This is a genomic window from Arthrobacter sp. StoSoilB20, assembly GCF_019977295.1.
Taxonomy (GTDB): domain Bacteria; phylum Actinomycetota; class Actinomycetes; order Actinomycetales; family Micrococcaceae; genus Arthrobacter; species Arthrobacter nicotinovorans_A.
The window spans coordinates 2,187,031-2,211,686 of record NZ_AP024651.1; the positions used below are offsets into that span (position 1 = coordinate 2,187,031).

The following is a 24,656-nucleotide window of genomic DNA, read 5'->3' on the forward strand; positions in this document are numbered from 1 at the left end:
GTCCGCGCCGGCGTGACCGGTTGGTTCAGGTCTGGTCAGTGGGTTAGCGAGAGCCGCGAACGAAGCGCACGGCGACTGCTCCTGCGAGGGCGAATCCGGCAGCCCAGAGGTAGAGGGCGGTGTAGTTTTCGGTGCCCAAGAGAGTGAACAATATGGCAGCAAATGCTGGTGCCACCGACTGCGGCAGGGCATTGGCGATGTTGAAGACCCCTAGATCCTTGCCGGCTTCCTCGGAGTTGGGCAGTACGTCGGTAACGAGTGCAAGGTCTACAGCCATGTGTACGCCGATACCCAGCCCGACCACTGCGACGCCGACGTGGAAGGACGCAAGGTCTGTTGAAAATGCGATGACGGGGAAACCTATGGCTGCGATGACCGTTGCCACGGCAATGAAGATCTTACGGCGCCCTGTTTTGTCGGAAAGGTATCCGCCGCCGGCGGAGCCAATGAGGATGCCTGCCACCAACACGACGGAGGCGGTAGCGACGGCGGGCGCAACGGTGGTGTTGGTGAAGCCGAAGCGGCTGATAAGCAGGAAAGACTGGTACGTCAGCAAAGTCATCCAGGCTAGCACGATGAAGAAACGGCTAACCCATGCCCAGGCGAAGTCCGGGTGGCGGCGCGGGTTGACCCAGAAAGTGCTGAGAAATTCGCGGACACCGAATGAGACGTGAGGGCTGGTGTTCCTGGGCTCACGAAGGAAAGGAAGGAAAACTGCAACGAGAACGAGCCCGATGACTGCCGGGGCGAGGAACATCAGAAGTGTGCTTGTAGAGAACCATGCTGCGACGTATGCAGCACCGGCCATAGCCCCGTAGTTGCAGACGCCTGAAATACCTGCCACACGGCCGCGCTGGTCCTGCGGGACGTAGTCGGCGATCACGGCAGTCAACGCTGCAATGGCCGCGTTGTACGCCAGTTGGGCGGCACACCACGATGCCATGATTACCGGCACGGAATCACTGATGCCAATGACGGTTACGGCAAGGGTGCCGGCCGCCATGCCGCCGATGAAGAAGGGACGCCGGCGACCGAAGCGGGAGCGGGACCGGTCGGATAGCCGTCCGAAGAAGGGATTTCCGAACAGAGCAAACAAAGCCGCCAGAGCAGTGATGGATCCATAGACCGCAATCGCATCATCCGGACGTATCTCCCGAACCCGGACGGACACGGTAACAAGGCCAGGTGCGTAAACAGCGAGCCATAGGCCAAGGGTCGCAAGGGAATACAAGCCGATAAACCCAGCAGATCGGCGCGTGGGCAGCGAGGACTGTGCCGTCAGAGAAGGAGAAGCCATCTTGCTCTCATTTCGGGGAATGTGACCGCGACCATACGCGATCGGTTGAAAAAACCATACAACGAACTCTGAGTGGTTGGTAGGTATTCGGCGAATATGAACAGAAAATTTACATGGTGGTAACGCACCCGCAGTGGTCCCGACGGTCCGGACGGACCGAAAAACAGAAGGGAAAGTTAAGCTGGCCTATGCTGGAAACGTGGAAAATGTGACGTTGACTGCTCAGGCCAGGGGCCCTTACGCGCCGGGGGAAGCGGCCAGATTACGAATCCTTGCTGAAGCGAAGGAAGCCTTCGGGCAGCGAGGTTACCGTGGAGCTTCCCTCTCGGAGATTGCGAAGGCTGCCGGAATAACCCAGCAGGGGCTCCTTTACCATTTTGGAAACAAGGAAAAGCTTCTTGTGGCAGTTCTGAAGGATCGAGACGAGGAAGACCTTGCAGGGTGGCCGCAGAAAAAGCTTGTAGGAACTGAGGTCCTGGACGCTTGGGACAGCGTCGTTGAACGTAACGTTCGATTCCTCGGCCTCGTCCGGCTTTCGCACGTCCTGTGTGCAGAATCAACAGGCGATAGTCATCCCGCCCGCGGATTCTTTCTAGAGCATTTCGATCTTGGACGCACACTGCTCACTGCAGCTTTTGCCGAGGGCGTTGACGCGGGAGAGCTGCGTCCCGACATCGATTACGAGGCCTTAGCCACTCAGATAATAGCCATGCATGAAGGGCTGGAAAACCAATGGCTCGTTGACCCCGAGGGAGTCGACATTCTTTCTCTGTTCAAGTCCTACACGCGCCAGGTTCGAACGATGATATCGCTGACGAAATAGCGGCCGCTGAGAGTACCTGAGACGTCGGAGCGCTACGTCGACGCCGAATACAACCGTGTCCGGGACGTGGATCATGCTCCGGACGGGTCGCTTTGGTTTGTCGCCAACAACATCGACGGGAGAGACAACCAGGGGTCCGGGGACGACCGCAAACTCAGCGTGAATTGTTGTGAAAAATGACGTCTGAGCTGGGATTTGCTGACGGAGGCCCTACTGGTACCTCTCTTAAGCGGGGCTCCCTCGTGTTGGTGAACCGTGGTCTTCTTGAGAGTGCAGAAGGAAACTTCGACTTTCGTTAGCGCAGATTACGAGGATGCCAAAGATATGACTACGAACACTGACGGAATCAAGAAAGCTGCCATCCGCGCGGCCTTGACGGAGGACGCTGTCTCGCGCCGAGGGCTGATGAAGCTGACAGGTGCCGGTGCTGCCGTGCTCGGGCTGTCCGGTGTGGCCGGCATGGCAACAGCCGGTGCCGCCAACGCGGCGCCCACTGGACCCCGCAGTGATCTGGAGCCAGGGGACACTTCCAACGGTGCGGACAACTTCTACACCAGTGAACAGGTCACGGTACGGAAGATTTCATTCAAGAACCAATACCAGATGAAGGTTGTGGGCAATCTCTTTATCCCGAAGAACCTGGACCGTAGGCTGAGCAACCCGGCCCTTGTGGTGGGCCATCCGATGGGTGCAGTGAAGGAACAGAGTGCCAACCTCTACGCCACCAAGATGGCTGAACAGGGCTTTGTCGCAATGTCCTTCGACTTGTCCTTCTGGGGCGAAAGCGAGGGCAAGCCCGGCAATGCCGTGTCCCCGGATATTTACGCTGAGGATTTCAGCGCGGCGGTGGACTACTTGCGGTCTCTGGCCTTCGTGGACAAGGAGCGTGTTGGTGCGATCGGTGTCTGCGGCAGCGGGAGCTTTGTCCTCAGCGCGGCCAAGATCGATCCGCGCATTAAGGCGATCGCCACGGTGAGTATGTACGACATGGGAGCGGCCAACCGGGACGGGCTCCGGAAGTCCGTGTCCTTGGAACAGCGCAAGGGATTCGTCGCCCTGGCCGCCGCGCAGCGTGACGTGGAGTTCAACGGCGGCAAGACCGCCTACACGGGCGGCACACCCGAGGTGCTGACTCCGGACTCGACCGACGTGGACCGGGAGTTCTACGACTTTTACCGGACCGCCCGTGGTTGGTGCCCCAACACCACAACGCACCCGGCTTTGGCCACGAACACGAAGTTCATGACGTTCTATCCGTTCAACGATATGGATCTCCTTTCGCCGCGCCCGCTGCTGTTCATCACCGGCGATCAGGCCCATTCCCGCGAGTTCAGCGAGGAAGCCTACCGGCTCGCCACCGGCCCGAAGGAACTGGTGTACGTTCCCGGCGCAGGGCACGTGGACCTTTACGACCGCACGGGCCTGATTCCGTTCGACAAGCTCACGGTCTTCTTCCGCTCGAAGCTGACCTAGTAGGTACAAGGCCCCACCCAAAAACGCCAACCACCCAGCACAGATAGAACACAGAGAAGACGGAGAACATCCATGACAGCACCGCATGATGGCGGCTACCGCTTCGACCTCGACTCCGAAGTCACGCGCACACCTGTCCGCTACCTCAACCGCTACGGCATCGAGATCGCCGCCGACCTCTACCTCCCCAAGGGCCTCGACCGGTCCGCGAAGCATCCGGCCGTGGTGATCGGCCCGCCGCACAGCGCCGTCAAGGAGCAGGCCCCCGGCGTCTACGCTAATCAGCTTGCGAAGCGGGGCCTCGTCGCCCTCGCTTTCGACCCGTCGTTCAACGGCGAGTCCGGCGGCGAGGCCCGACGTGTCACGTCCCCGGAGATCTTTGCCGAGGATTTCAGTGCGGGCGTCGACTTCCTTGGCACCCTACCCCACGTCGACCGCGAGCGGATCGGTGCGCTCGGGGTCTGCGGCAGCGGCGGCTTCGCACTGTCGGCCGCGCAGATCGACACCCGCATCAAGGCCGTGGTCACGTCGGCGATGTACGACATCTCCGGCGTCAAGCGCGAAGGCTGGGAGCACGCCGCCACCGACGAGCAGCGCCGCGCAACCCTCGCGGCGCTTTCCGAGCAGCGGTGGAAGGATGTCGATGCAGGCGTTCCAAAGGTCGTCCGCGCCTTCCCTGCCGAGCCCGCCGATCAGGTTCCCGAGGGCCTCAACCCTGGAGCCGCGGAGTTCTTCGAGTACTACGGCACCGAGCGCGGCCACCACCCCCGCGCGATCGGCGGCTTCACGACCACCAGCGATGCTGCGCACATCAACTTCGGGTCCCTGCGCTCACTGGATGACCTCGCGCCGCGGCCGATCCTACTGGTCACCGGTGGGAACGCACATTCCCGCTACTTCAGCGAAGATGTCCACACCCAGGCGCCCGGGCCGAGCGAGCTCCTCGTCGTTCCCGGTGCGCGGCACATCGACCTTTATGATCGCATCGACCTGATCCCGTTCGATGCGATCGCAGCCCTCTACGCGGAGAGCCTGATCTGAGGCGGGCATGCTGACCGGCGGTCTCCTCGGGCTGCGCAACCAGGCCGAGGGATCTGATCACCTGGGGCTGGGGGCCAGCGCGCCGGCGACCTACTTCCCGTCTGCGGTGGCGCTCGCTTCGTCCCGGGATGTGTTGCTGGTCTCTCGCTTCGGCCGGGCCTTCGAGGACGACGGGGTTGCCCTGGGGTCGGGAACCAACTTCAAGCGGTCCCCGCTCTTCGCGGCATCCGGTCCGGGCGTCGGAGCGTAGCTGAAGAACTCGCCGTCAACAATCAGGAGACGGATTGGTTGCGCGTAACCAGCGACGTCGATACTTTGCCTCTGCGGGAGATCTACCTGCGGGCGTTCCAGCCCGTGGCGGAACGAGGCCCTCGCCGGCTGGCCCCATTTCTGCCAGAGGCCATGGGCGACAAGGTCGATGAGCACTTCCTTCGGATTATCGGCCCGAACGCGGTCGGGCAATTCGAAGGGCTGCCGCTGCCGCTCGCCGAGATGGAAAAGATGACCGCTGGCGCGTCGAGGCGAATCGGCAACGGGGGTTTCCTCTTTGTCAAGGTCGAATACGTAGCTCACGGGGGTATGGCCGGCGCCGAAAGGAAGGGTACTTGGTCGCGTGGTAGGTGGTGCGGCCCCACCGCCGACCAGCCCGCCGAGTGAAGACCCAGTTCACGATCGCGGCGGAGTCCTGCTCGCGCATCGCTTCAGCTCATACTTCATCGAGGCCCAGAATCCCCTAGATTGACTGCGACGACCTTGTCAATGGGGTTCCTCGGTCTCGTCGGCGGAGTCGACCGGGGGCATCATGATCCCGGCGCTCCTGAACGCCATGTCTAGGCTACCGAACGCGTCGACGGTCTTCGCGACGGCGACGGCGAGGATCTGGTCATCGTCTGTGGAGTCTCACGCCTTGTAGTGTTTTGGTGTCGACGGCGCAGGGGTATCGCACGTTCAGGCAGTACGCGACATTACGAAGTGGGGGCGCGAGTTGTTGATGCCGGCCCGTGGCGGTCTGAGGGCATGTCGCCGGGGCGGTCCGGCAGCGCCGGCCTTATCTGTTCGGTTGCCACTGAGTGGACGGCGGCGTTTCCGGGCCTAATTCCCCGGTGGTGATGTCCTTTGCGCGGACGGTCGGGGCCTTCTCTGTCACATGTTCCGTAGGTTGCCACTAACGGTGCCCTTGGCCGGATGGCTCATCGGGGGTGCAATGGTAGTGCCACATGTGAAGCTTGGGAGGTCCCGGCTGTGTTTGAGCATACTTTCATCGGGCTCGATGTTCACGCGGTTAATATCGTTGGCCACGCGATGAATCCGAGTACCGGAAAAATCAGCACCCACACGATGGTCGCTGAACCACCCGTGGTCCTGGACTGGGTCCATCGGTTCGAGCCGCCAGTCAAGGTTGTCTACGAATCAGGCCCAACCGGGTTCGTCCTGGCCCGGTTCCTACGGGCGCAGGGCATCGACTGCGTAGTGGCAGCTTCCTCGAACCTGTTGCGAGCTTCTGGCGACAGAGTCAGAACCGACCGGCGGGACGCCCTGGTGCTGGCCGAGATACTCGCGGTCGGCTCAGTGACCGAGGCCCGCGTCCCCAACCTGGACGAGGAAGCACTCCGGGATCTGCACCGGCTCCGCTCGGGCACTGCCAAGGACCTCGCACACGTCCGGCAGCCCGTGAACGCCATCCTTTTGCGCCACGGCATCCGCTAGCTCAAGGACGCCCGGTGGACGAAGGAACACTACCTGTGGCTGCACCGCCAACACTTTGACCAACCGCCGCTGCAGTTCACCTACGAAGCGCATATCGAGCAGGCCGAACTGCTCGCCGGGCATTTGTCCCGGATCGACAGACACATCTCGGCCACCGCCAAGGCTTGCCGCGACACCCAGGTCATCTACGCGTTAATGTGTCTGCGCGGGATTCGGACAACGACAGCGTTCGGGCTGGCCGTGGAAATAGGAGACTGGACCCGCTTCACCGGAAAATCGATCGGCTCTTACCTCGGACTCGACCCCAGCGAAATTTCCTCAGGCCAATCCCGGCAGGTGGGTCCGATCACGAAAGCCGGGAACACACGTACGCACGAAAGCTCCTGGTCGAAGCGGTTTTGCAGCACCGAAGCCCATATGCCCGGCCCGGCGAACGGCTACTGAGCCAACTTGATCTCGTCGGCTCGGCAACCCGGATCCGTGCCCTCGAAGGAAACCTCCGGCCCCAACACAAGTGGGAACATCTCGATGAACCGCACAAACCGTCCGTCAAGGCCAACACCGCGATCGCCCGCGAACTCGCGGGCTGGTGCTGGTCACTGGCCGCACCGCTCCAGCAAGGAGACCGCATGACTGTGGCCTAACCCGAAACACAACCGCCGACGCTCGACCTTAGACACCTAGCAGAGCTCCAGCCGAACATCGTCATGCGGTAATCAACCCGCGAATATCAGTCTGACACTGCCGTCGATAACGACTCGCCCGCACTTCCGAACACAACCGACCGGCACAGGATGAGCGGCCCCCGAACAAACCCAGGAGCCGCTCATCCATGCCCTCTTGACACCAGAACCTACATATCAGACGTGCCGTTGATGACTTGGTCGCATTCACGGCGCGGGTTCATCAGATGTAGGCCAGGAATCGTCCCGCGAAGATCACGCCCGTCCACGTGGACATCGATACGACCGCCGAGATGCGGGCTGCGGCCGGTGTCGTATCGGCCTCTGCCCACTCAGGGACTCGACGGTAGACACTGCGGTGAAACACGATGACGTTCAGTCCGGCTAGGACCAAGAGTCCGAGCTTCCACGGCGCAGCACCTGAGCCCGCGACGCCGACGGCCTGCGCGCTGAACATCAAGATGCCTGTCACGACGGCGATGGCTAGGCCGATGTGGGACATGGGCAAGAGATAGCGTGCGGCTTTCGTGACGGATACCAGGGAACGCCCGGCGCCCAGCAGGCGGAGGTCGAACGCGAAAGCCGGACCGACGAGCATTGCGATTCCGAGGATGTGGAGGCTCTCGAGCGTTGGGTACATGAAGGGGGTGGAACGCACGGCGTCACCGAGCATGGAGTCCTGCAGCCAGCGCAGGATCAGTTCAAGCCGTTCAGGCATCCTGGTTCCGTTCAACGTGGCGGGTGCGCCGGCGTATGTAGAAGACGCTGCCCATGGCTGCCGCGACCACGACGGCGGCAAACACCGTCCAGACGACCCACGTCCCTGGGCCGCTGCTGTTGTCGGCATCCTGTGCGGGCGGGGTCAGCTCCGTGGGATCCCCGACTGTGGACGGCACTCCGGTGGGTGCGTCGCTTGCCTGCGCTGTGCCTGGCAGCGGTGCCCTGACGGGGAGCGTGTTGCCGATCACCTGGTTGACGGGCGCATTGTCGTCTCCATACCAGAACGCGACCGGGCGGAATAGTCCGTCATCGGTGCTGTTGATGTATCCGACGCCCTGGAAGCGTTCTGCGACCCGCAGGGTGCGGTCCAGACCATTGCTGCTGGACCACCACGGCGGGGCGATGATGACTTCAAGCTCGTGGTGGGGCCCGTCATACCCAACGGCGGATTCGACCCGAACACTGTCCTCCGGGCCTGACAGCTCCTCGGGGATCGGCAGGTCAGGGGTGTTGGCCGGCAGCTGGGCATCCAGCGTGACATCGAAATGCGAATGTGGGTCGCCCCAGCTCCCCTCGGACGAGACGGTGCCGGCGATGTAGACGAGGTTGTTGGTCTCGAAGCCGTCCCAGCCGTGATGCGCGGCGGCCGGGGATACTGGGACCAGTGCCATCCCTGCCGTGACGAGGAGGGCCGCCGTGGCTAGAAGACCGCGACGACGTGTTCGTTCGGTGTGCGTGGAGATGGTCATGGTCGTCGATCCTTACGTGATGGGTGTGTGGAATTCGTCCGGCGGGGCTGGTGCTGCAGCTCAGCTTTATGCGGGGAATGGGACGCCGGTCCGCTCGGCGTAGGCGGCCAGCAGCTGCTCCTGCGCCTGGGAGTCGTGCACGAGCTGATTCACGCGCGTGTCGAGTTGCTGGTGGAAGAGGAACCCGCCGGTGACGCCGCTACCTGGCTCTACCCCTTCGGCGAGCCAGACCTGGGTCATGTAGCCGCCCCGCAGGCTGTCAGGGGTAGAGATGTTGCCGTTGTGGAAGCCCATCAGGGTGGGGATCCAGCCGGGTGCGACGGCATTGACCCGCCGTCCGGGCCATACGCGGGCCGCAGCGGTGGCGATCATCGCCATGTGCAGCTTGCTGTCGCCGTAGCCGATACCGTCGCCAGAGCGCACCTCGTTGAGCTTCAGGCTGCCGCCGAGGTGCAGGTCGGAACTGAGGTAGATCAGCTGCTGCGGAGGGGGCACCAGCGCGGTGAGGAGGTACGGCGAGAGTGAGTTGGAGTTGAGCAGCTCGCGGTCGGGGAGCCCATATTCGCCGGCGTTTTGGATGATCGCGTCGAAGTCGCCGAGGGCGTTGATCTGCTCTGCCAGCGCTTTCGTCTGGTCGAGGTCGAGAAGGTCGCCGATCACGACATCCTCAAGGCCCGGCAGGTCGCGGCGCGCGTCGGCGGCGCGCTGCTCGTTCCGGGCGTGCGCGACGACTGTGTGCCCGCGCTTCAAGAGATATGCGGACGCAAGCTGTCCGGCGCCGGCGGTGGACCCGGTAATGAGGACGCGCTTTTGCTGCCCGCCCTTGAGCGGCTGCACATTCTCGTCGATCCACACCAGCTCGTCGGCAACCTGCTGGGTGTTGTACTGGCCGATTCCGTACCGGTCGCCCTGAGCGCGTATCCCGTCGGCGGTGGTCTCAGCCGGGTTGGGCGCAGAGTTCGTGGGTGCGGCCGACGAGGAGTCCTGCGGTGGAGTGCTGGTGCAGCCTGCCAGAATCCCCGCGCCAAGCGCTGCTCCTGACAACAGGAAGACGCGTCTGGTCAGAGACCTCGTATCGAGCGTCACTCTAGTCATTTTCTTCATTCAGCCTGCCACCGCGATGGTGACCTGCTGCCCGTCCCGCAACTTGATCTGGACGATGTCCTCGGTTTCGCCGATCTTGGTCAAGTCGTTCGAGAAGGTGCTCCCCTCGGCGTTGTAGAAGAATCCGAGGTTGCCCCACGGCCTGTAGGAGAACGTGCCCGGGGACTCCGGTGCCCGAGATGAGGGTGTGGTTGAAGAAGTGGCGCTTCTGCTCGGCGACGCGGCCTCTGTGCGCGGAGGCCTTGGGCTCTCGCCTGAGGGCGGTGTGCTGCATCTGGCAAGGAGCAGCGGCAACGTGAACGCGTTGTCGGCGGCAGTTCCGGGCAGTCGCATCGTGGATTCCTTACAGATCGGTTGGAGCAGTACTCCGTCCATAGAACACGGAGAACCCGCACAGAGGGAGTCCCTGCCGAGAGGGGTATCAGGAGGGACTCCCAACCCTGCGATCGCGCGGGCTCCGTGGCTGCGTAGTTCAGAAGAGGGAGCCACGAGGAGTCGTCAATCCCGGAGCCAAGCGTAGATGAACTGAGGGCAACATGACCCTCAACGACTCCCGTCAAAGATCCTGGATTCGGTTCGTTTTTGGCGTGGGGAGACCGGGCTGCCGATGCTTTGCCAGGCCAAAGGGGTGTTGACGTTGTGCACACATGAATCGACCGTTCACCGTCCCTTGTTTGGCCTACGTCCGAATTTCATTTGGGCGCCCCAATCGACATGACTGCGATCGGCAAGTGCACCATGTAATGCCATTCCCTCCAAGAGACTTCAGCAGCTGTGGTGGACCGTGTGCTTCGAATTTGGCCTAACCATCGTCATCGACGCGACACTACAAATGTGCAGAGGCGGTTTGGAAGAAGCTGACTACTCCCTCGGTGACTACGGAGCACGCCGACGCCGAGCAGTTTGCAGATATAGGCCTTTCGTGACGCTTTCTCACGTCAGGTCGGAGGGTGATCTGTCCTTGCCGCAGCCGACTAGAAAGGACCAAGTGCGAACCGATACGTCTTGTTCTCATCAGATCTTGGGTCGCTATGTTGGGGGCTAAGAGCTGCTCAACGAACCCGCCGTCGTCGTGCGCTTCTGCCTCAGCCACGCGCTAGTCTTTGCTGCTGAAGGCGGCGTCGAAGCTGGTTTGTGAGGCGGGGAAGTCAAACTTTTTCAGGGCGGCGAGGGCTTCGGGGGCGCCGTGGAGGCGGTCCATGCCGGCGTCTTCCCACTCAACAGAGATGGGTCCGTCGTAGCCGATGGCGGTGAGGGCGCGGAAGGACGATTCCCAGGGCACGTCGCCGCGTCCGGCGGAGACGAAGTCCCAGCCGCGGCGGGGGTCGCCCCAGGGCAGGTGGGAGCCCATGACGGTGTTCCGGCCGGTGGGGCGGAGCTTGGTGTCTTTGCAGTCCACGTGGTAGATCCGGTCTTTGAAGTCCCAGATGAAGGAGACGGGGTCGATGCCTTGCCACATGAAGTGGGAGGGGTCCCAGTTCAGTCCGAACGCGGGCCGGTGGCCGATCGCTTCGAGGGTGCGGACGGTGGTCCAGTAGTCGTAGGCGATCTCACTGGGGTGGACTTCGTGGGCGAAGCGGACCCCGTTTTCGTCGAAGACGTCCAGGATGGGGTTCCAGCGGTCGGCGAAGTCCTGGTAGCCGGCCTCGATGACTTTTTCGGGGACGGGCGGGAACATGGCGACGTATTGCCAGATGGAGGAGCCGGTGAACCCGACTACGGTGTCCACGCCGAGTGCCTTGGCGAGGCGGGCGGTGTGTTTCATTTCTTCTGCGGCGCGTTGGCGGACGCCTTCGGGTTCCCCGTCGCCCCAGACACGGGAGCCGACGATGGCTTCGTGGCGGAAGTCGATGGGGTCATCGCAGACTGCTTGGCCTTTGAGGTGGTTGGAGATGGCCCAGACTTTGAGGTTGTACTTTTCCAGGATGGCGAGTTTGGAGTCGACGTAGCCGGGTTCGTCCCAGCGCCAGGCGTCCAGGTGGTCTCCGGAGACGGCGATTTCCAGGCCGTCGTAGCCCCAGCCCGAGGCGAGGCGGGCGACTTCCTCGAACGGGAGGTCGGCCCACTGGCCGGTGAACAAGGTGTACGGGCGGGGCATGTCAGGCTCCTTCAGCGATGAGTGAGTTGTGTTCTACGGCGGTGATGGTGCTCTTGTTCTTTGCTGAGGTTTCCACAGCGTCGAGGACGCGTTGGACTTGCAGCCCGTCTTCGAACGACGGCGACGGCGACTCACCGGCGGCGATCGCGGTGAGGAAGTCGCGGATCTGGTGTGTGAAGGTGTGTTCCCAGCCAATGATGTGGCCCTGCGGCCACCAGGCTTCGAGGTACGGGTGCTCTGGTTCGTTGACCAGGATCCTCCGGAACCCCTGCTCCCGGACAGGTGCAGTGGCGTCCAGGAACTGGAGTTCGTTCAGGTTCTCCAGATCAAACATCAGGGAGCCGGCGGTGCCGTAGACCTCGATCTTCAGACTGTTCTTTTGGCCGGTCGCGACCCGGGACGCCTCAACGGAAGCGCCCAGGTCCCCGGTAAGCCAGAAGGTTGCCCACACCGCGTCGTCGACCGTGACGGCTTCGGGTCCGCCTGGTCCGGGACGCTCGGTTACGAAGGTCTTCAGCATCCCCGACGCTTCCAGCGCGGTTTGCCCCGTCAGGTACTGGATCTGGTCAATCGCGTGCGAGGCGATGTCACCCAATGCCCCGGAACCAGCCGTTTCCCTCCGCAGCCGCCAACTCATCGGGGATTCAGCATCGCTGAGCCAGTCCTGCAAGTACGCGGCCCGAACATGCCGGATAGTCCCTAGCCGGCCTTCGGCGATCAGTTCACGGGCCAGGGCCAGGGCAGGGACGCGGCGGTAGTTGAAGCCGATCATCGACTGCACGCCGCGGGCGCGCGCCTCGGCAGCAGCCGCTGTCATCAACTCCGCTTCGGCTAACGTGTTCGCCAGTGGCTTCTCCACGAGCACGTGCTTGCCCGCCTCGAGGGCGGCAATGGCGATTTCGGCGTGCATCCAGCCTGGGGCGCAGACATCGATGATGTGGATGTCGTCCCGCTCGATCACGGAACGCCAGTCCGTGGCGGACTCGGCCCAGCCGTACTTGGCAGCCGCCTCGGCCACAGCGGAGGCGTCGCGTCCCACGAGCACTTTCTGCTCGAAGGCCGGGACATTGAAGAAACTGGCCACGTTCCGCCACGCATTTGAATGGGCCTTGCCCATGAAGGCGTATCCGATTGCGGCCACCCCTAACGGAACGGATTTCGGGTGGGTGGTCGGGGAAGGCGTCTGGTCAGACCGGGCGGGGGTTGTCATGGTGTGTTTCCTTGCTGAATCTTAGAAGGTGTCTGTTGCCGGGGCCCAATGCGACAGGATTGCCTGATGATTGGACGCAGCTTCGCCAGCGGCTCCGATGATGCCCGCTTCGTTGCGAAGAACTGCCGGCACGATGGGCACGCGTAGCTTGATATGGGGCAAGTAGTCGTGTGCCCGCTCGGAAATGCCGCCTCCTACGATGACGAGTTCAGGGGAGAACAAGAACTCGATGTGGGAAAGGTAGCGTTGCAGCAGAAGACTGTATTCGTTCCACGACAATCCGGCTCTTTCACGGGCAGCGGCCGAGGCCTTGCTTTCGGCGTTGTGGCCATCGATCTCAAGGTGACCCAATTCCGTGTTGGGAACCAGTCTTCCGTCGGAGATAAATGCTGAGCCAATTCCAGTGCCTAAAGTGATCACGAGGACGGTACCGGCGACTCCAGCCCCAGCGCCGTAGCGTGCTTCTGCAAGCCCGGCAGCGTCGGCATCATTGATGACTTCGACGGGTAGACCCAGACGGGCCGATAGCAGGGCTTCAATATTGGTGTTCAGCCAACTCTTGTCTACGTTGGCAGCGGAGCGAACCACGCCGCGCTGGATGATGCCCGGAAAGGTTACGCCCATGGGGGTGCCGGGTTCAGGGGCTTCAGGGCGGGCAGAGAGCTCGTCGGCGACCCTGGAGACTGATTCGGCGATGGCTTGGGGCGTGGCTGGCTGCGGTGTGGGTACACGGAATGGTTCACCAAGGAGCCTGCCGTCTTGCACATTGACTATGCCGCCCTTGATAGCGGTGCCTCCAATGTCAATACCGATCAGTGGCTTGTGCTGGTATGAGTTCTCGTCCATATGACTTCCGTTCGACGCAGGAGCAAGGAGGCAGGGTAGGCGAACGTGAGCGCCGTGCTTGATATCGTTCTGGTTGCTTCAGTGGCGCTTTTCATGGATGGTGCCGCAAGGCACGCTCGGATCGACTTGGATTATGTACAAGTCGAGGGCTTGTTGGGTGACCAGGATTCCGTGTCTCCGTTCGAATGCTAGCGGCATCAGGCGGTCGACGGCTTTACTGATCTTCTGGTCCCGGCTGTGTGCGTTGTCATCTGTCGCGACCTGAACGGACAGCGAAACCGGTGGTTGGCCGGTCGATTCGTTGAGTTGAGGGAGGTCGGCTCCATTCATGGGCGGCCGATCGGTGTCGTGGGACATGAGCCCTCCTGGGCTGTTGAATGAACGGGCAGAAGAAGTGTGAGGGCTGACGGGGCGGTTCATCGGACTGATGCTTCTGTCTGCGACAGCGAGCTATCGGTGGGCTGGCTGTAGGCCCACGGCGAGGTGAGCCACTCGATCATGCGTTGGACGCTGCGTTGGGCACCGACGGTCGTGGGTTCGTTCAGGTGTCCGTGGTCGGTTCCGTGTTCTCTGACGGTTAGCAGGTCGACGCCCGCGCCGGCGAGTTCGGCGGCAAACGCGTCGCCGGAGGAGCGAATGGTATCGACGTCCGAATTGAGCACGAACGTCGGTGGAAAACCGGTTAGATCATGTCCGCCAGGGAACGCATACGGGTCGGCTAATTGTTGAGGGTTTCCATTTACGTAATTGAGAGTCAGGCCTTCGACGCCTTGCGGCGTGAGAGGTATGCCGGTGCCCGGCGTAGTTGCGGCGAGCTTGATCTGCAGCTCGGTGCTGAACTTCGGCAAGGCTGGGTGCAGGAGGGGGTAGGCAAGAAGCAGCCTGGAGGGCATGGCGAGGCCCTGATCGCGTAGGCGCAGAGTCAATCCTGCGGTGAGTGTTCCCCCAGCGCTTGCTCCGCCAAGCGCCCAACCCGCGGGACTCTGCAAATGAAGTTCTGTGTTCGCCCAATCCAGGACGGCCTCGATTTCGTCGATCGCTACGGGGTAGTAGGCGTCACCGGTGCCTGGTTCGACGTCGAGGTCCAGAGCCCACTGAGGCACCGGGGCGAGTCGGTAGTCAACAGCGACGACAGAAATCCCGGCCTCGGCCAGAGTTGTGGCTACCCAATCGCTCTCGGCCATATCGAGATCGCCGTAGATAAACGCTCCGCCGTGACACCACACCAGGCCGAGCGGCTCGGGGCGCGGTCCGGCCGGGTTATAGAGGCGGACAGGGATTTCCCCGTAAGGCCCTTGGAGCCGCCGGTTTTCGGCGTGGACAGCGTTTTCTGTCATGATCTATTCCTTTTCGAGGCATCTGGGTGGTTTTTCGGGCAGACACTCAAGAGGGTGCTGGAACTCTGAATGCCGGGACTTGAGCAGGGGCAAGAACACATCCGAAACAGCGGTTTTGTCTCCAAGGCCACTCTCTGTTTTGAGGGCGTTGATCCGCGGACGTCTCTAAGCTGCGTGGCGGACAAAGGTTCCCGGCAGATTTTCGATGATGCGCCTGCTCAAGACTCCGTCGTGCATCAACCACAACATCGATCCATCAGTGGCAACGTCATCGACTCGGCCATGGTCTATCAGGCTCCCGTTTCTGAAGATTTCGACGTCTTGACTCTTAAGCGCTGTCCAGTCGTCAATGGGTTGCCAGGGGGCTGTCACGTAGGACTTTCCTGGCAGGAAATCAGGCAATGTAGGTCCTTACCTTTAGTGACAGCCGCCCATCCATGCCGTCTGCTTGACCGGGGTGGATCGGCTCCTATGTGCCCATGAACTGAGCATTCCTCCGCCCTCGTGCCCGGCGGAGCTCCGAGTAGACGTGTTGCCCGCTATTGGCCGAGATCGATGTCGGAAAGAAATGTCAAGGACCTGCTGATGCCCTCGAAGAGGTCCCCGGTGTAGTCGTCAAATTCGACTACACCTGTTTCCAGGTGCTCTGCTGCCCGGAGGATGTCAGTCACACGCATTGCCCCGTCGCCGGCAGGCAGCTGGGCCGAAGTATCGGTGGTGATTGGCCCATCCTTGATGTGGATGAGCCTCACTCGGTTGCCGAGCCGGGTCAGCAGATCCACGACGTTTTGCCCGCCCACGGCCGCCCAGTACGTGTCGATTTCCAGGACAACTTCCGGATCCAACAAGCTGGAGAAGTACTCAAGGGCCGTGTCGCCGTCGATGGTGCTCTCCAGTTCCCAGGCATGGTTGTGGTAACCAACGCGGATGCCGTAATCGGCCCCCTTCCGGGCCGCGGCATTAAGTTTCTCCGCTGTAGCTTGAATCGTTTCCCGGTCCTGCCAGTGTTCGGGCGGCAGGAACGGATCGATAACTGTCGTGATGCCCAGTTCTTTTGCTGCTGCAAAGATCTCATCCTGGTCCTGGCTTAAGAGCGGAGCGTGTCCGGAAGGAGCCGCAATTCCGTTCTCCTTCAGCGCGGCACCGAGTTCCTTGACGGTGGCGACGAAGTTGTACGGTTCCACTTTCGTGTAGCCGATAGCGGCGACTTTCCTGATGGTGCCTGGCAGGTCTTCCTGAAGGGAATTACGCAGCGTGTATAGCTGGAGGGAGTAGGACATGTTTTCCTTTGACGTCTTGAGGCTTCGAACCTTGTGGTGTGTGTTAGCGTCCAGCAAGGGATCCGCCGATGCCGCCGACGCTGAAGTACTTGTTCAAGGTGGCGAAGAGGATGATGGGCGGGACCATCATCACGACGGCGAGGGCCATGACTGAACTCCAGTCGGTGAGGTTCTGTTGGAAGAATGACTGGACGCCCAAGGGCAGAGTAATGATCTCGGTTGATCGAAGGAACACGATGGCTACGAGGTAGTCGTTCCATGCGAGCAGGAACGCGAAAATCGCTGTGGAGAGCACTCCCGGCAGGGAGTTGCGCAGTACGACCTTGGTAAAGGACCCGAAGACCGAACACCCGTCGATCCATGCTGCTTCCTCCAGGCTCATGGGAATGGAGTCGAAGTAGGCGGCCATCATCCAAGTTGCCACGGTCATCGTGGACCCGACATAGATGATGGTCAGGCCCAGAAGGTTGTCCACCAGGCCCATCCCGGCGAAGAGGATGAACAGCGGTACTACTGAGGTGATGATGGGCAGGGACTGCATCACAAACAGGAGCAGTGAGTAGCCGGAGACTGCTTTGCTCCTGCCGCGGGAGAGGACGTAGCCGGCCGGTGCTGCCACGGCTACAGATACGACAACCGTCGCCAACGTCGTGATCAGGCTGTTCTGCAGCCAAGTGGTGGCAAGGGTTTCGGAGAAGATGTAGCCGAAGTTTTCCAAGGTAAAACCTGTGGCGGTACCTGTAGGACCTGGTGTCAACGAGAGAACTATCGTCACCATGATAGGAACGAGAACGATGGCGGTGAGGATGAGAACCAGGACGAATCTCCACCAGCGACCCCGAGTCCCGGCTTCAGGAAGTACCGGGGGTTTGCTTGTGGTTCCGGTGGCCTGGCCAGTTTCGGCGGGTGTATGCAGTACTGCATTCATTTATTCGACGCTCGACTTTCGGATCTGGCGGTAGAGAAGGACCGACACCACGACGAGGGTGACCGTCATGAGGAAGGCGATGGCCACGCCCGGGCCTGTTTGGAAGTTCTGGAACACCGTGCGGTAAGCCAGAACCACGAGGGACGTAGTCGCGTCGACGGGACCGCCACCGGTGAGCAGGTAAATGGTGGGGAAGTCATTGACACAGAAGATCGTCATAAGGATCCAGCTGATATAGGTGGAGCGGGCGATCAGCGGCAGCGTGATTTGGCTAAGCTGCTGCCAGCGACTGGCGCCATCCATGCTGGCAGCTTCGTAAACGGAAGTGTCGACGGAAGCCAGGGCGGAGGACGTCATCATCATCATGAACGGGAAGCTGACCCACACCTTGAAGATCATGACGGTAATGGCGGCCAAGGCAGGGTCGGCCAGAAACAGGGGGGTACCCAGGCCCAAGCTGCGAAACAGGGCGGGAACGGGACTGTCAGGCGTTGCTACCAACCAGTTCCAAGCGGCCGCGGAGACCACGATCGGCACTACCCAGGGCAGGAGCAGCAGCACCTTGAAGATTCCGTTCCCCGGGATCTTGGTACGCAACAGCAGGGCCAGCCCTATTCCGACAAGCCAGGAGCCGAACACTCCGACGACAGTGAAGAGCAAGGTGAAACGTGCGGCCTTCCAGAACGCTTCAGAGGAGAGCACGCTGGCGAAGTTTTCCACCCCGATGAAGTTGCCGGTCTCGATCAGTGAACCGTCGTGAGTAGCCTGCACTCCGGCATAGATGAGGGGATAGGCATGGATGAGTACCAGCAAAACCACCGATGGCAACAACAGCCAGAAGAAGGTCCGGCGGGTCTGCGTGCTGAGTTTGCTCTTGCGGTTTCCCGGTAGACCGGACCCGCCGGGGGCTACGCCCCTGCGGGCCCGGTCCAGGCCGGTACGTGCTGTGAACGAGGACAACGTTTCAGCCTTTACTATTTCGTTACGGATTCGATGCCGGTCTGCAATTCACGCAGAGCGGTCTTCGCATCGGTCTTACCACCAAGGACCGTCTGCGTGAACTGGCCAAGGAACTGACCGCCCTCTACAGCTGCCAGGTCGGCGAAGAGCCTAGTACCTTGGGCGCTGAATGACTTGGAGATCGGCTGCCAGTCTTTGATGATCTTGACGTTGTTGGCATCCTTCTGGAACTCGGGAAGTTCCGTGATGGATTTGAACACCGGCATCGCTCCGACCAAGCCCTGCTTCCACAATTCCTTCAGCTGGCCCAGGTAGTAAATCAGGAATGCTTCAGAAGACTCCTGCGACGGGGTGTTCTTGTACATCATGATGTTGTTGCCGTACGTGAGGGTTGCTTTGTCGCCATGCGGGCCCGTGAGTGGATCCGCCACCAAGATGTCACCCGTGGTGTCCCCGGCGCGAGCGGGAAGGCCGGGGGAGTGGGTGCCGAAGGCGATCTTCTTGTCCCTCCACTGGGTGGTGAGGCTGTCCTCGTTGTAGCTCAGCGCGGCCGGGTCCACGATCCCGTTGGACACGAGTTCACGGATGAACTCCACGGCCTCGACGTTACGGTCGTTAAGGGCATCCGGCTGGCCGTCCTTGGTAAACAGGCCGCCGCCGTTGTTGAGCAACATCTGGATCACGGACTGGACTCCGATGTTATTTCCCGCGCCGGCGCCGGTACCGAAGGCGAATGCTCCGATTGCCTTAAGTTTCTTGCCGGCTTCCAGCAGTGTGGGCCAGTCCTTGGGAAGCTCGGTTCCTGCCTGCTCGAAGAGTGACTTGCGGTACCAGAAGACGCGCGGGTCCAGCTGCCAGGGGATGGCGATGTAGCCCTTGTCGGACTCGAAGGGTTCGAGCACGCCGGGGAGGAAGTCATCGAACATCCCGTTCTTTTTTAATTCCGCGATGACGTTGTCGGCATAAGCGATCTGGTTCTGCTCTTCGAACTGGAAGGCCTGGAAGCCGGCGCCGGTGGACACTGCAGGCCCCGTCTTGGACGCGATGGCCGAAGAGAAGGTCTGGTAGTAGTTGGTCCATGGGATCGACTGGTAGGCAGCCTTGGCTTTTCCGCCTTCAGGTGCGTACGATTCCGTGATCTTTTTGGCTGCTTCCGTGTAGGAGGCCGGCCCCCATGGCATGTCCCAGAACTTCACTGTGGCCCCAGCGCCCGACCCGCCGCCTTGGGAGGATCCTGCGCCGCAAGCGGCGAGAAGCGGGACTGCGGCAGCTGCGGCCGTGAGTCCGAGAAAGCCACGGCGTGAGACTGATTTCGCGGTAATGCTGTTGGGATTCATCATTGCTCTTTCCTTTTCGGACCTGGTGTCCCCGGCCCTGCTCGACGTTGAGATGGATAATTTAGAACTGCTAGAGGTGTGTGACCGCGGCTTCGAATTCCGCAAGGTCCGGTGCGGTGGAACCGCTGGAAGCGAGTGCTGCCAAGCGTTTCCAGGTTGCGCGGTGGGAAGATTCGTAAATTGTTGGGGCAGTCAGTGACCCCTGCGGGTCTGTTCTCTTCAGCGTTGCCGGGCGGGCCGTATCAGGAGCCGGGATCAACAAGTCGACACAACCGGCTTTGGTTAGCATCCGCACACGCACGTCGTTGTCCGAAGCGTTCGAGACGACGGCAGTTATGGTCACTGGAGCCCTTGACCCGGTGAAGGTGGCGGCAACGGTAAAGCCGTTCTTGTTGGTGCGAAGACTGCGAACGTCATCCAGGGGGCCTAGAAGCCTCGCGGCCAGCACCAGCAGTTCTGCCCCTACCTGCGCGGTCGGGATGCTGCCCCGTATATAGGCTATGACTTCAACCAGGACGCTGTCGGAGGCCGCCTGTTTGAAGGCCTCCGCCGCCTGAGGTATCGCAGGATTGGAAGCCCACCGGAAGCCCAACACCACGGGTACGGCCTTGCTGGCCGCGAGTCTTTCAAGAGACTGCGTCTCGCCTGGTTCCGGCGCGATCACCGCGACGCCGGCCGCACCCTTGGTGATGGTTTCGGCGGCTCGATGCGCCCAACCATTCGTGCCGGTCACGCCCTGCAACGTTGCCGTATCCGCCTGTCCCGGTGCCAAGGACATGGGCAGGGAAGCAACGACAGATGCGACGTCGCCCGTTTCAGCGGCCCCGTTGTCCGCATGGACGCCGAATGTGGCTTTCATGCTGCGGCCTCCTGTCGTTTCAGTGCCGCCGACGCCGCTGCGTCGGCTATTGCGAGTGCGAATTGCAGGTCTTGGATCAGAGTGTCGGCGCTTGGAGGACTGGCTTCGCCCCGCGCCAGGAGCGCAAGGAACTGCCATTCCGCCTCGTAACCATTGGCATCAAAAGGGCCAAAGACCTGGGTCTTCTCGCCGTCCGATATTTCGGCCACAGCCGAGCCGGCCTGCACGTAGGAGGGTGTGAAAGTCACCCTAAGGGATTTCGTGTCACTGAATGCTTCGAAGGTCCATTCGGGTTCCCAGCTGTCGGACATGACGGCCTGCAGATCAACGTTCCGGCCGTCGGCCTGGGCAAGTATGAGGTAGCCGAATGGCTCCAGGGCCTCGGCGCAAAGTACCTCGAGATCAGTAAAAGAAGGGACGAAGCGGCGCACCAACGGAAGGTCATGGATCGCCAGTCCCATGACTCCTCCACGGATCGAGTTCTCCAGAACGGTTGGGTCGCGGAGGTCAGGGGCGGCCGGGGGAGTGACCGGCCGGTTGATAACTTCCGTGGCGAAATCCTCAAAGCGAGGATTAGGAGGCAATACGATTGATGACCGCAAGGTGTGTGCTGTGTCGGCCAGGTCGCCCCAGGCTTCCTCCGCTGCTTTCCACCCAGGGTCGAAGGTATGCATCGCGCCCACAATGATCGGTACGCCGGTCTCGGTCGAAACTTCCGAGATTCGGGCCGCTTCTTCGCCGCTCATGGCAAAGGGCTTTTCGCAAAGGATCGCGCGCTTGCCAGCCCGGCATGCAGCGATAACTTGTTCGGCATGGAACTGGTGAGGGCTGCAGATCACCACTACCTCGACCTCAGGGTCAGCCAGCAGTTTCTGGACGCTGGTGGAAAAACGTGCGCCGACCCGGCCGGCAACTGATTCAGCAATGCCCGCGTCGACATCCATGACATGGGCCACAAAGAACGTGTGGGTGAGCCGGGCCAAGGTGGGCAGGTGAATTGCCTGCGTGACAGGACCTGCTCCCAGTATTCCAACTCCTAAGGGCGGCGGGGCTGTTGTCTCCTGCTGTTCGACAGCGGACATGTACATCTCCTCATTGATCTGAACACTTGCGTCACAGGGTGTGGGCTACGCCACCCGAAAAGACATCGTGCGTTTACTTTTCACTAAATATAAACAGCTGTTTTGGATTTGGCAAGACGGGAGCAGGATGGGATACCCAGAAAGGGAAGAGAAACACCCGCAAGTCGCAGAGCCCCTCGGGCTCTACTGCGTGTGTGCGGTAAGTGAGCAGCCGGCTTCAGGTAGGTTGACCCGAGGTGTCGAGTGGCGTTTCGGCACTGGCCGGATAACATATCGGTCACGCTGCATCGAAAGTGGAATCCTTGACCCGCGGACGTGATGAGGACGCAGGGTCACGGCCTGACCCTGCGTCCTCTGTTGGTGCACGTGCGTTAGATGTGCGCTGTCATTGGCGGCGGGCCGATGCGTATGTGTCCCAGGCGGCCAGTGCCCGGACGTAGTAGGCCGCCCGGTAGGTGGTGGTGTCGTAGCCGTTCCATGCCTCGGGGGTGTTGAAGGCGAAGGCGCCACCTGCGGCGGCGGTGGGGCTGTATATCTGGTGCACCAGGCCCTCTGCGAGCTCGTTGCCGTCGGCGACAAGGTCGGGGCGTCCGAGCCGTCGGCCTTCCCGGATGAGCGTTCCGGCAAACTCGAAGTTCGTCCCGGTCCACACCTCCGCGGCTTGGAAGCCCAGTTCCCTGGGCCGGCCGGGTATTACCGGGTAGGGCTTGCCGCCGATCGGGACGAGGTTCGGCGCTCCAAGCATGTGCCCTGTGGAGTCCTTCACCTGCGTGAGATGGTCGAAGGTGTTGGTCAGGTGAGCGGTCACGCGTTCGGGCGGGTTGATGTCGGGCAGCCCGAGTTGCTCGGCCACGTGCTGGGGCCACAGCACGTCGACGAAGACGTCCGTGGACCTCGCGCCTGCGTCGGTGAACTTGTAGTAGCTTCCGGTCCAGAAGGCGGACTCGTATGCCTCTAGGGAAGCCGCCCGCGTGTTGTTGAGGGTGTCGACATCAACCGTCGAGGCTTCGGAGATGCCGAGCCGCTTGGCGTCCTCGGTAGCGGCTGCCATGATGTCCGCGGCCAGGATGTACAGGCCCGAGGTGTAGACCCCGTGTACTCCGCCAGATTGCCCCATCACGTCGTAGGTGCTGGCGAAGGTGGCCGGCTCCGTGGGCAGCGTGTCGCCCTGCGGTATTCGGGGTAGAACGTCGTGTGTCCAAAGGCGGAGCATTGCCGGGTATGCGTCGCGCAACAGGGAATCGTCGCCGGAGCTGCGATACGCTCCGTAGGCGCGGATCAGGTATTTGACCGGACGGTCGAAGAAGGTGGTTTCGGGTGTGGCTGGGCTGGTTGAGGTCTCCCATAGCAGCCAAGGCGCGCTCAGGTGCCACCAGCTATAGCCCTCGACCGGGGGGTTGAAGCCGGGGCTGCCGGGCACTCGGCCGTTAGGGTCTTGGGCAATCATCTCGGAGGTCGCGCGGACCCAGTCGGCTTCGATGGAGGGAAACAGCTCACGCAGGGCGATGGCCATCTGGCCTTGGACATCGAGCTCCCCGGCGTCGGCCCAGCCACCACCAGTGAGCGTGTGGAACAGGTGGGTGCCGGGGACGGCCGAGCCTGGTCGGGGCGCTCCGGTCTGGTGTGGGCTGGAGACGAGGCCCGATTCCCAGAAGGAGCCGTTGAACGTGAGCTGACTGAGTTCGTTCAGGGCGGCCATGCGGATCGCGGGCGACACGGTGTCATCGAATGCCACCGGCTTCCACCAGCGTTCCACCGCTTCCTCTGCCTCGTCTCGGCGTGTGAGGTTCCGCGCAGCAATGGCGAAGCCCTGGTTGCCGGGATAGCTGCCGGCGACGTAGTTGTTTTGTTCGTCTTGACGGGCTCCGTAGAAGGAGGTGTAGCGCCTCATCCAGGATGTGTCGCCCTCAGTACCGAACGTGATCTGTGGGAAGTCCCAGGCCAGGACGAAGCGAACGGTTTGCGTTTTATTAGGTGGCAGGTTCATCTCGACTGCGAGGGCGCTGGCGGAGTTGCTGTCGTCGAGGGCAGAGTTGGGGAGGCTGCCGGTTGCGCTGAAGGGGGTGTAGATGTCGGAGCCGTCGCCGTCGGCGTTCCAGGAAGTTGCGTACGAGACTCGCTGTCCGGGTTCACTTCGCACGGCAGTCGTCCACTCGCTGTTCTGTGAGTCTGCGGTGTTGGTGGGGCTGGATGCGCCTAGGGTGATGCCGGTGATTTTGTTCCGGTGATCGACGGTCTCGTGGCTGGTGAAGCCCGTGCGGACGCTAGGCACGGGGCTGGGGGTGTTCTGCACCGTGGCGCCCACGTGAGCTGGAGCGTTGGGGAAGGTGAACATGGTCGACACGTTCGTCGGCTTGCTCGTTTCGTTTTTAAGTTCCACATCGAAGTAGGCCACGGGTTGGGAGGAGGACTCGTCGTTGCCGGCCACGATGGGTGTCCAGAACGTTGTTGACACGGATGTGGAGGGTACGGGGTCGGCGTAGTCGATGCGGCCGTAGGGGTAGAGCGCGCTGTATGTTCCGCTCCCAGCATCCAGGGTCGACCATGCAGGGAGGACGGACCCGAACTCGGAGCTGTTGACGGCGAGCGTCTTGGTCGTGGCGGTTTGGCCTGGCTGCTGTTCACGGATGTGGATGGCGGCCTGAGGCAGGATGCGCTTTTCGTAGTTCGTGTTTGTCGATCCGCCCATGTTCCACGGACCGAAGGTCCCGGCCTGGTTGATCATGAACGAACCTGCCCCGAGTCCACCCAGCGGAATCCCCAGGCCGGGCTGAGCCATGGGATTGCCGAGCTGGAACGGCGAGGTATTGGGTTCGGAGGTATCACCTGCACAGGCTTGCCAGACGTGAGGGCTGCATGGGGTGCTTCCAATGACTCCGAGAGGCCGCTGGTATGCGGCCTCACCCAAGGCCGAGTGTCCCGCCGGTTCCGCAGCGGGCGCGGGCGGCGGTGACGCCAGGGCTGGTGCGATGGTTGTGGCGGCTATGCCCGCCGCAGCAACGACGGCAACTAAGCGCAGGCTTAGGCCGTGGGTTGTAAACAAGGTTGGCTTTTTCATAGGACTGCTATCTCGTGCTGTTCGAGAGCGGACATGTAAATCTCCTCATTGATCTGAACATCTG

General features: G+C 61.7%; 24 protein-coding genes. 6 read left to right on the plus strand and 18 right to left on the minus strand.

All coding sequences use genetic code 11. The features are described from left to right. Positions 1–43: 43 nt before the first annotated feature. Positions 44–1,297 carry an MFS transporter gene (locus tag LDN85_RS09885; RefSeq protein WP_223945276.1) on the minus strand — a complete coding sequence of 418 codons (1,254 nt, stop codon included), beginning with the start codon at positions 1,295–1,297 and terminating at the stop codon, positions 44–46. A gap of 199 nt (positions 1,298–1,496) precedes the next feature. On the opposite strand from LDN85_RS09885, the gene LDN85_RS09890 reads away from it, so the two are divergent. From LDN85_RS09890 to LDN85_RS09900, 3 genes are all read left to right on the plus strand, one after another. After that, positions 1,497–2,120 (plus strand): TetR/AcrR family transcriptional regulator, encoded by a 624-nt coding sequence (locus tag LDN85_RS09890; RefSeq protein WP_223945277.1) that lies wholly within the window; start codon positions 1,497–1,499, stop codon positions 2,118–2,120. A 324-nt stretch (positions 2,121–2,444) separates the two neighbouring features. Then, on the plus strand, positions 2,445–3,593 hold the full coding sequence (locus LDN85_RS09895; protein ID WP_223945278.1) for an alpha/beta hydrolase: 1,149 nt from the start codon (positions 2,445–2,447) through the stop codon (positions 3,591–3,593). 72 nt (positions 3,594–3,665) lie between these two features. Then, complete coding sequence (locus LDN85_RS09900) at positions 3,666–4,634, plus strand: alpha/beta hydrolase (RefSeq protein WP_223945279.1); 969 nt, start codon at positions 3,666–3,668, stop codon at positions 4,632–4,634. A 90-nt stretch (positions 4,635–4,724) separates the two neighbouring features. Here LDN85_RS09900 and LDN85_RS09905 read toward each other — a convergent pair whose 3' ends face one another. Continuing rightward, positions 4,725–5,207: a hypothetical protein gene (locus LDN85_RS09905; protein WP_223945280.1), complete on the minus strand. Its 483-nt coding sequence runs from the start codon at positions 5,205–5,207 to the stop codon at positions 4,725–4,727. Between the two features lie 729 nt (positions 5,208–5,936). Here LDN85_RS09905 and LDN85_RS09910 point away from each other — a divergent pair. From LDN85_RS09910 to LDN85_RS09920, 3 genes are all read left to right on the plus strand, one after another. Continuing rightward, positions 5,937–6,341 (plus strand): transposase, encoded by a 405-nt coding sequence (locus LDN85_RS09910; protein ID WP_263422088.1) that lies wholly within the window; start codon positions 5,937–5,939, stop codon positions 6,339–6,341. Between the two features lie 195 nt (positions 6,342–6,536). After that, positions 6,537–6,785 carry a transposase gene (locus LDN85_RS09915; protein WP_223945451.1) on the plus strand — a complete coding sequence of 83 codons (249 nt, stop codon included), beginning with the start codon at positions 6,537–6,539 and terminating at the stop codon, positions 6,783–6,785. Beyond that, positions 6,740–6,985 (plus strand): transposase, encoded by a 246-nt coding sequence (locus tag LDN85_RS09920; RefSeq protein ID WP_223945514.1) that lies wholly within the window; start codon positions 6,740–6,742, stop codon positions 6,983–6,985. Before LDN85_RS09915 ends, LDN85_RS09920 begins: the two co-directional genes overlap by 46 nt. Before the next feature lie 262 nt (positions 6,986–7,247). Here LDN85_RS09920 and LDN85_RS09925 read toward each other — a convergent pair whose 3' ends face one another. The 16 genes from LDN85_RS09925 to LDN85_RS10000 all read right to left on the minus strand — a co-directional run bounded on the left by LDN85_RS09925 (position 7,248) and on the right by LDN85_RS10000 (position 24,592). Further along, entirely contained in the window at positions 7,248–7,742 is a 495-nt protein-coding gene (locus LDN85_RS09925; RefSeq protein ID WP_223945282.1) for a DUF6644 family protein, read from the minus strand. Then, on the minus strand, positions 7,735–8,493 hold the full coding sequence (locus LDN85_RS09930; RefSeq protein WP_223945283.1) for a hypothetical protein: 759 nt from the start codon (positions 8,491–8,493) through the stop codon (positions 7,735–7,737). The genes LDN85_RS09925 and LDN85_RS09930 overlap by 8 nt, the downstream gene beginning before the upstream one ends. 66 nt (positions 8,494–8,559) lie before the next feature. After that, positions 8,560–9,579 carry an SDR family NAD(P)-dependent oxidoreductase gene (locus LDN85_RS09935; protein WP_223945284.1) on the minus strand — a complete coding sequence of 340 codons (1,020 nt, stop codon included), beginning with the start codon at positions 9,577–9,579 and terminating at the stop codon, positions 8,560–8,562. An 18-nt stretch (positions 9,580–9,597) separates the two neighbouring features. Next, positions 9,598–9,930 (minus strand): cyclophilin-like fold protein, encoded by a 333-nt coding sequence (locus LDN85_RS09940; RefSeq protein ID WP_223945285.1) that lies wholly within the window; start codon positions 9,928–9,930, stop codon positions 9,598–9,600. 763 nt (positions 9,931–10,693) lie between these two features. Then, positions 10,694–11,695 (minus strand): sugar phosphate isomerase/epimerase family protein, encoded by a 1,002-nt coding sequence (locus LDN85_RS09945; protein WP_223945286.1) that lies wholly within the window; start codon positions 11,693–11,695, stop codon positions 10,694–10,696. Position 11,696: 1 nt separating this feature from the next. Then, positions 11,697–12,905 carry a Gfo/Idh/MocA family oxidoreductase gene (locus LDN85_RS09950; RefSeq protein WP_223945287.1) on the minus strand — a complete coding sequence of 403 codons (1,209 nt, stop codon included), beginning with the start codon at positions 12,903–12,905 and terminating at the stop codon, positions 11,697–11,699. A 21-nt stretch (positions 12,906–12,926) separates the two neighbouring features. Next, a complete protein-coding gene (locus LDN85_RS09955; protein ID WP_223945288.1) occupies positions 12,927–13,751 on the minus strand; it encodes a polyphosphate--glucose phosphotransferase in 825 nt (274 codons plus the stop codon). A 78-nt stretch (positions 13,752–13,829) separates the two neighbouring features. Next, complete coding sequence (locus LDN85_RS09960) at positions 13,830–14,108, minus strand: hypothetical protein (RefSeq protein WP_223945289.1); 279 nt, start codon at positions 14,106–14,108, stop codon at positions 13,830–13,832. A gap of 59 nt (positions 14,109–14,167) precedes the next feature. Next, positions 14,168–15,088, minus strand: a complete 921-nt coding sequence (locus tag LDN85_RS09965; RefSeq protein WP_223945290.1) for an alpha/beta hydrolase fold domain-containing protein — start codon at positions 15,086–15,088, stop codon at positions 14,168–14,170. Between the two features lie 539 nt (positions 15,089–15,627). Next, positions 15,628–16,368 carry a sugar phosphate isomerase/epimerase gene (locus LDN85_RS09970; protein WP_223945291.1) on the minus strand — a complete coding sequence of 247 codons (741 nt, stop codon included), beginning with the start codon at positions 16,366–16,368 and terminating at the stop codon, positions 15,628–15,630. Between the two features lie 43 nt (positions 16,369–16,411). Continuing rightward, positions 16,412–17,296: a carbohydrate ABC transporter permease gene (locus LDN85_RS09975; RefSeq protein WP_346347065.1), complete on the minus strand. Its 885-nt coding sequence runs from the start codon at positions 17,294–17,296 to the stop codon at positions 16,412–16,414. Then, on the minus strand, positions 17,297–18,256 hold the full coding sequence (locus LDN85_RS09980) for a sugar ABC transporter permease (protein WP_223945293.1): 960 nt from the start codon (positions 18,254–18,256) through the stop codon (positions 17,297–17,299). Positions 18,257–18,270: 14 nt separating this feature from the next. Continuing rightward, positions 18,271–19,596, minus strand: coding sequence for an extracellular solute-binding protein (locus LDN85_RS09985; RefSeq protein ID WP_223945294.1), 1,326 nt, complete (start codon positions 19,594–19,596; stop codon positions 18,271–18,273). A gap of 67 nt (positions 19,597–19,663) precedes the next feature. Then, positions 19,664–20,452, minus strand: coding sequence for a hypothetical protein (locus LDN85_RS09990; protein WP_223945295.1), 789 nt, complete (start codon positions 20,450–20,452; stop codon positions 19,664–19,666). Then, complete coding sequence (locus LDN85_RS09995; RefSeq protein ID WP_223945296.1) at positions 20,449–21,534, minus strand: Gfo/Idh/MocA family oxidoreductase; 1,086 nt, start codon at positions 21,532–21,534, stop codon at positions 20,449–20,451. Before LDN85_RS09995 ends, LDN85_RS09990 begins: the two co-directional genes overlap by 4 nt. A 385-nt stretch (positions 21,535–21,919) precedes the next feature. Next, entirely contained in the window at positions 21,920–24,592 is a 2,673-nt protein-coding gene (locus LDN85_RS10000; protein ID WP_223945297.1) for a GH116 family glycosyl-hydrolase, read from the minus strand. Positions 24,593–24,656 lie beyond the last annotated feature (64 nt).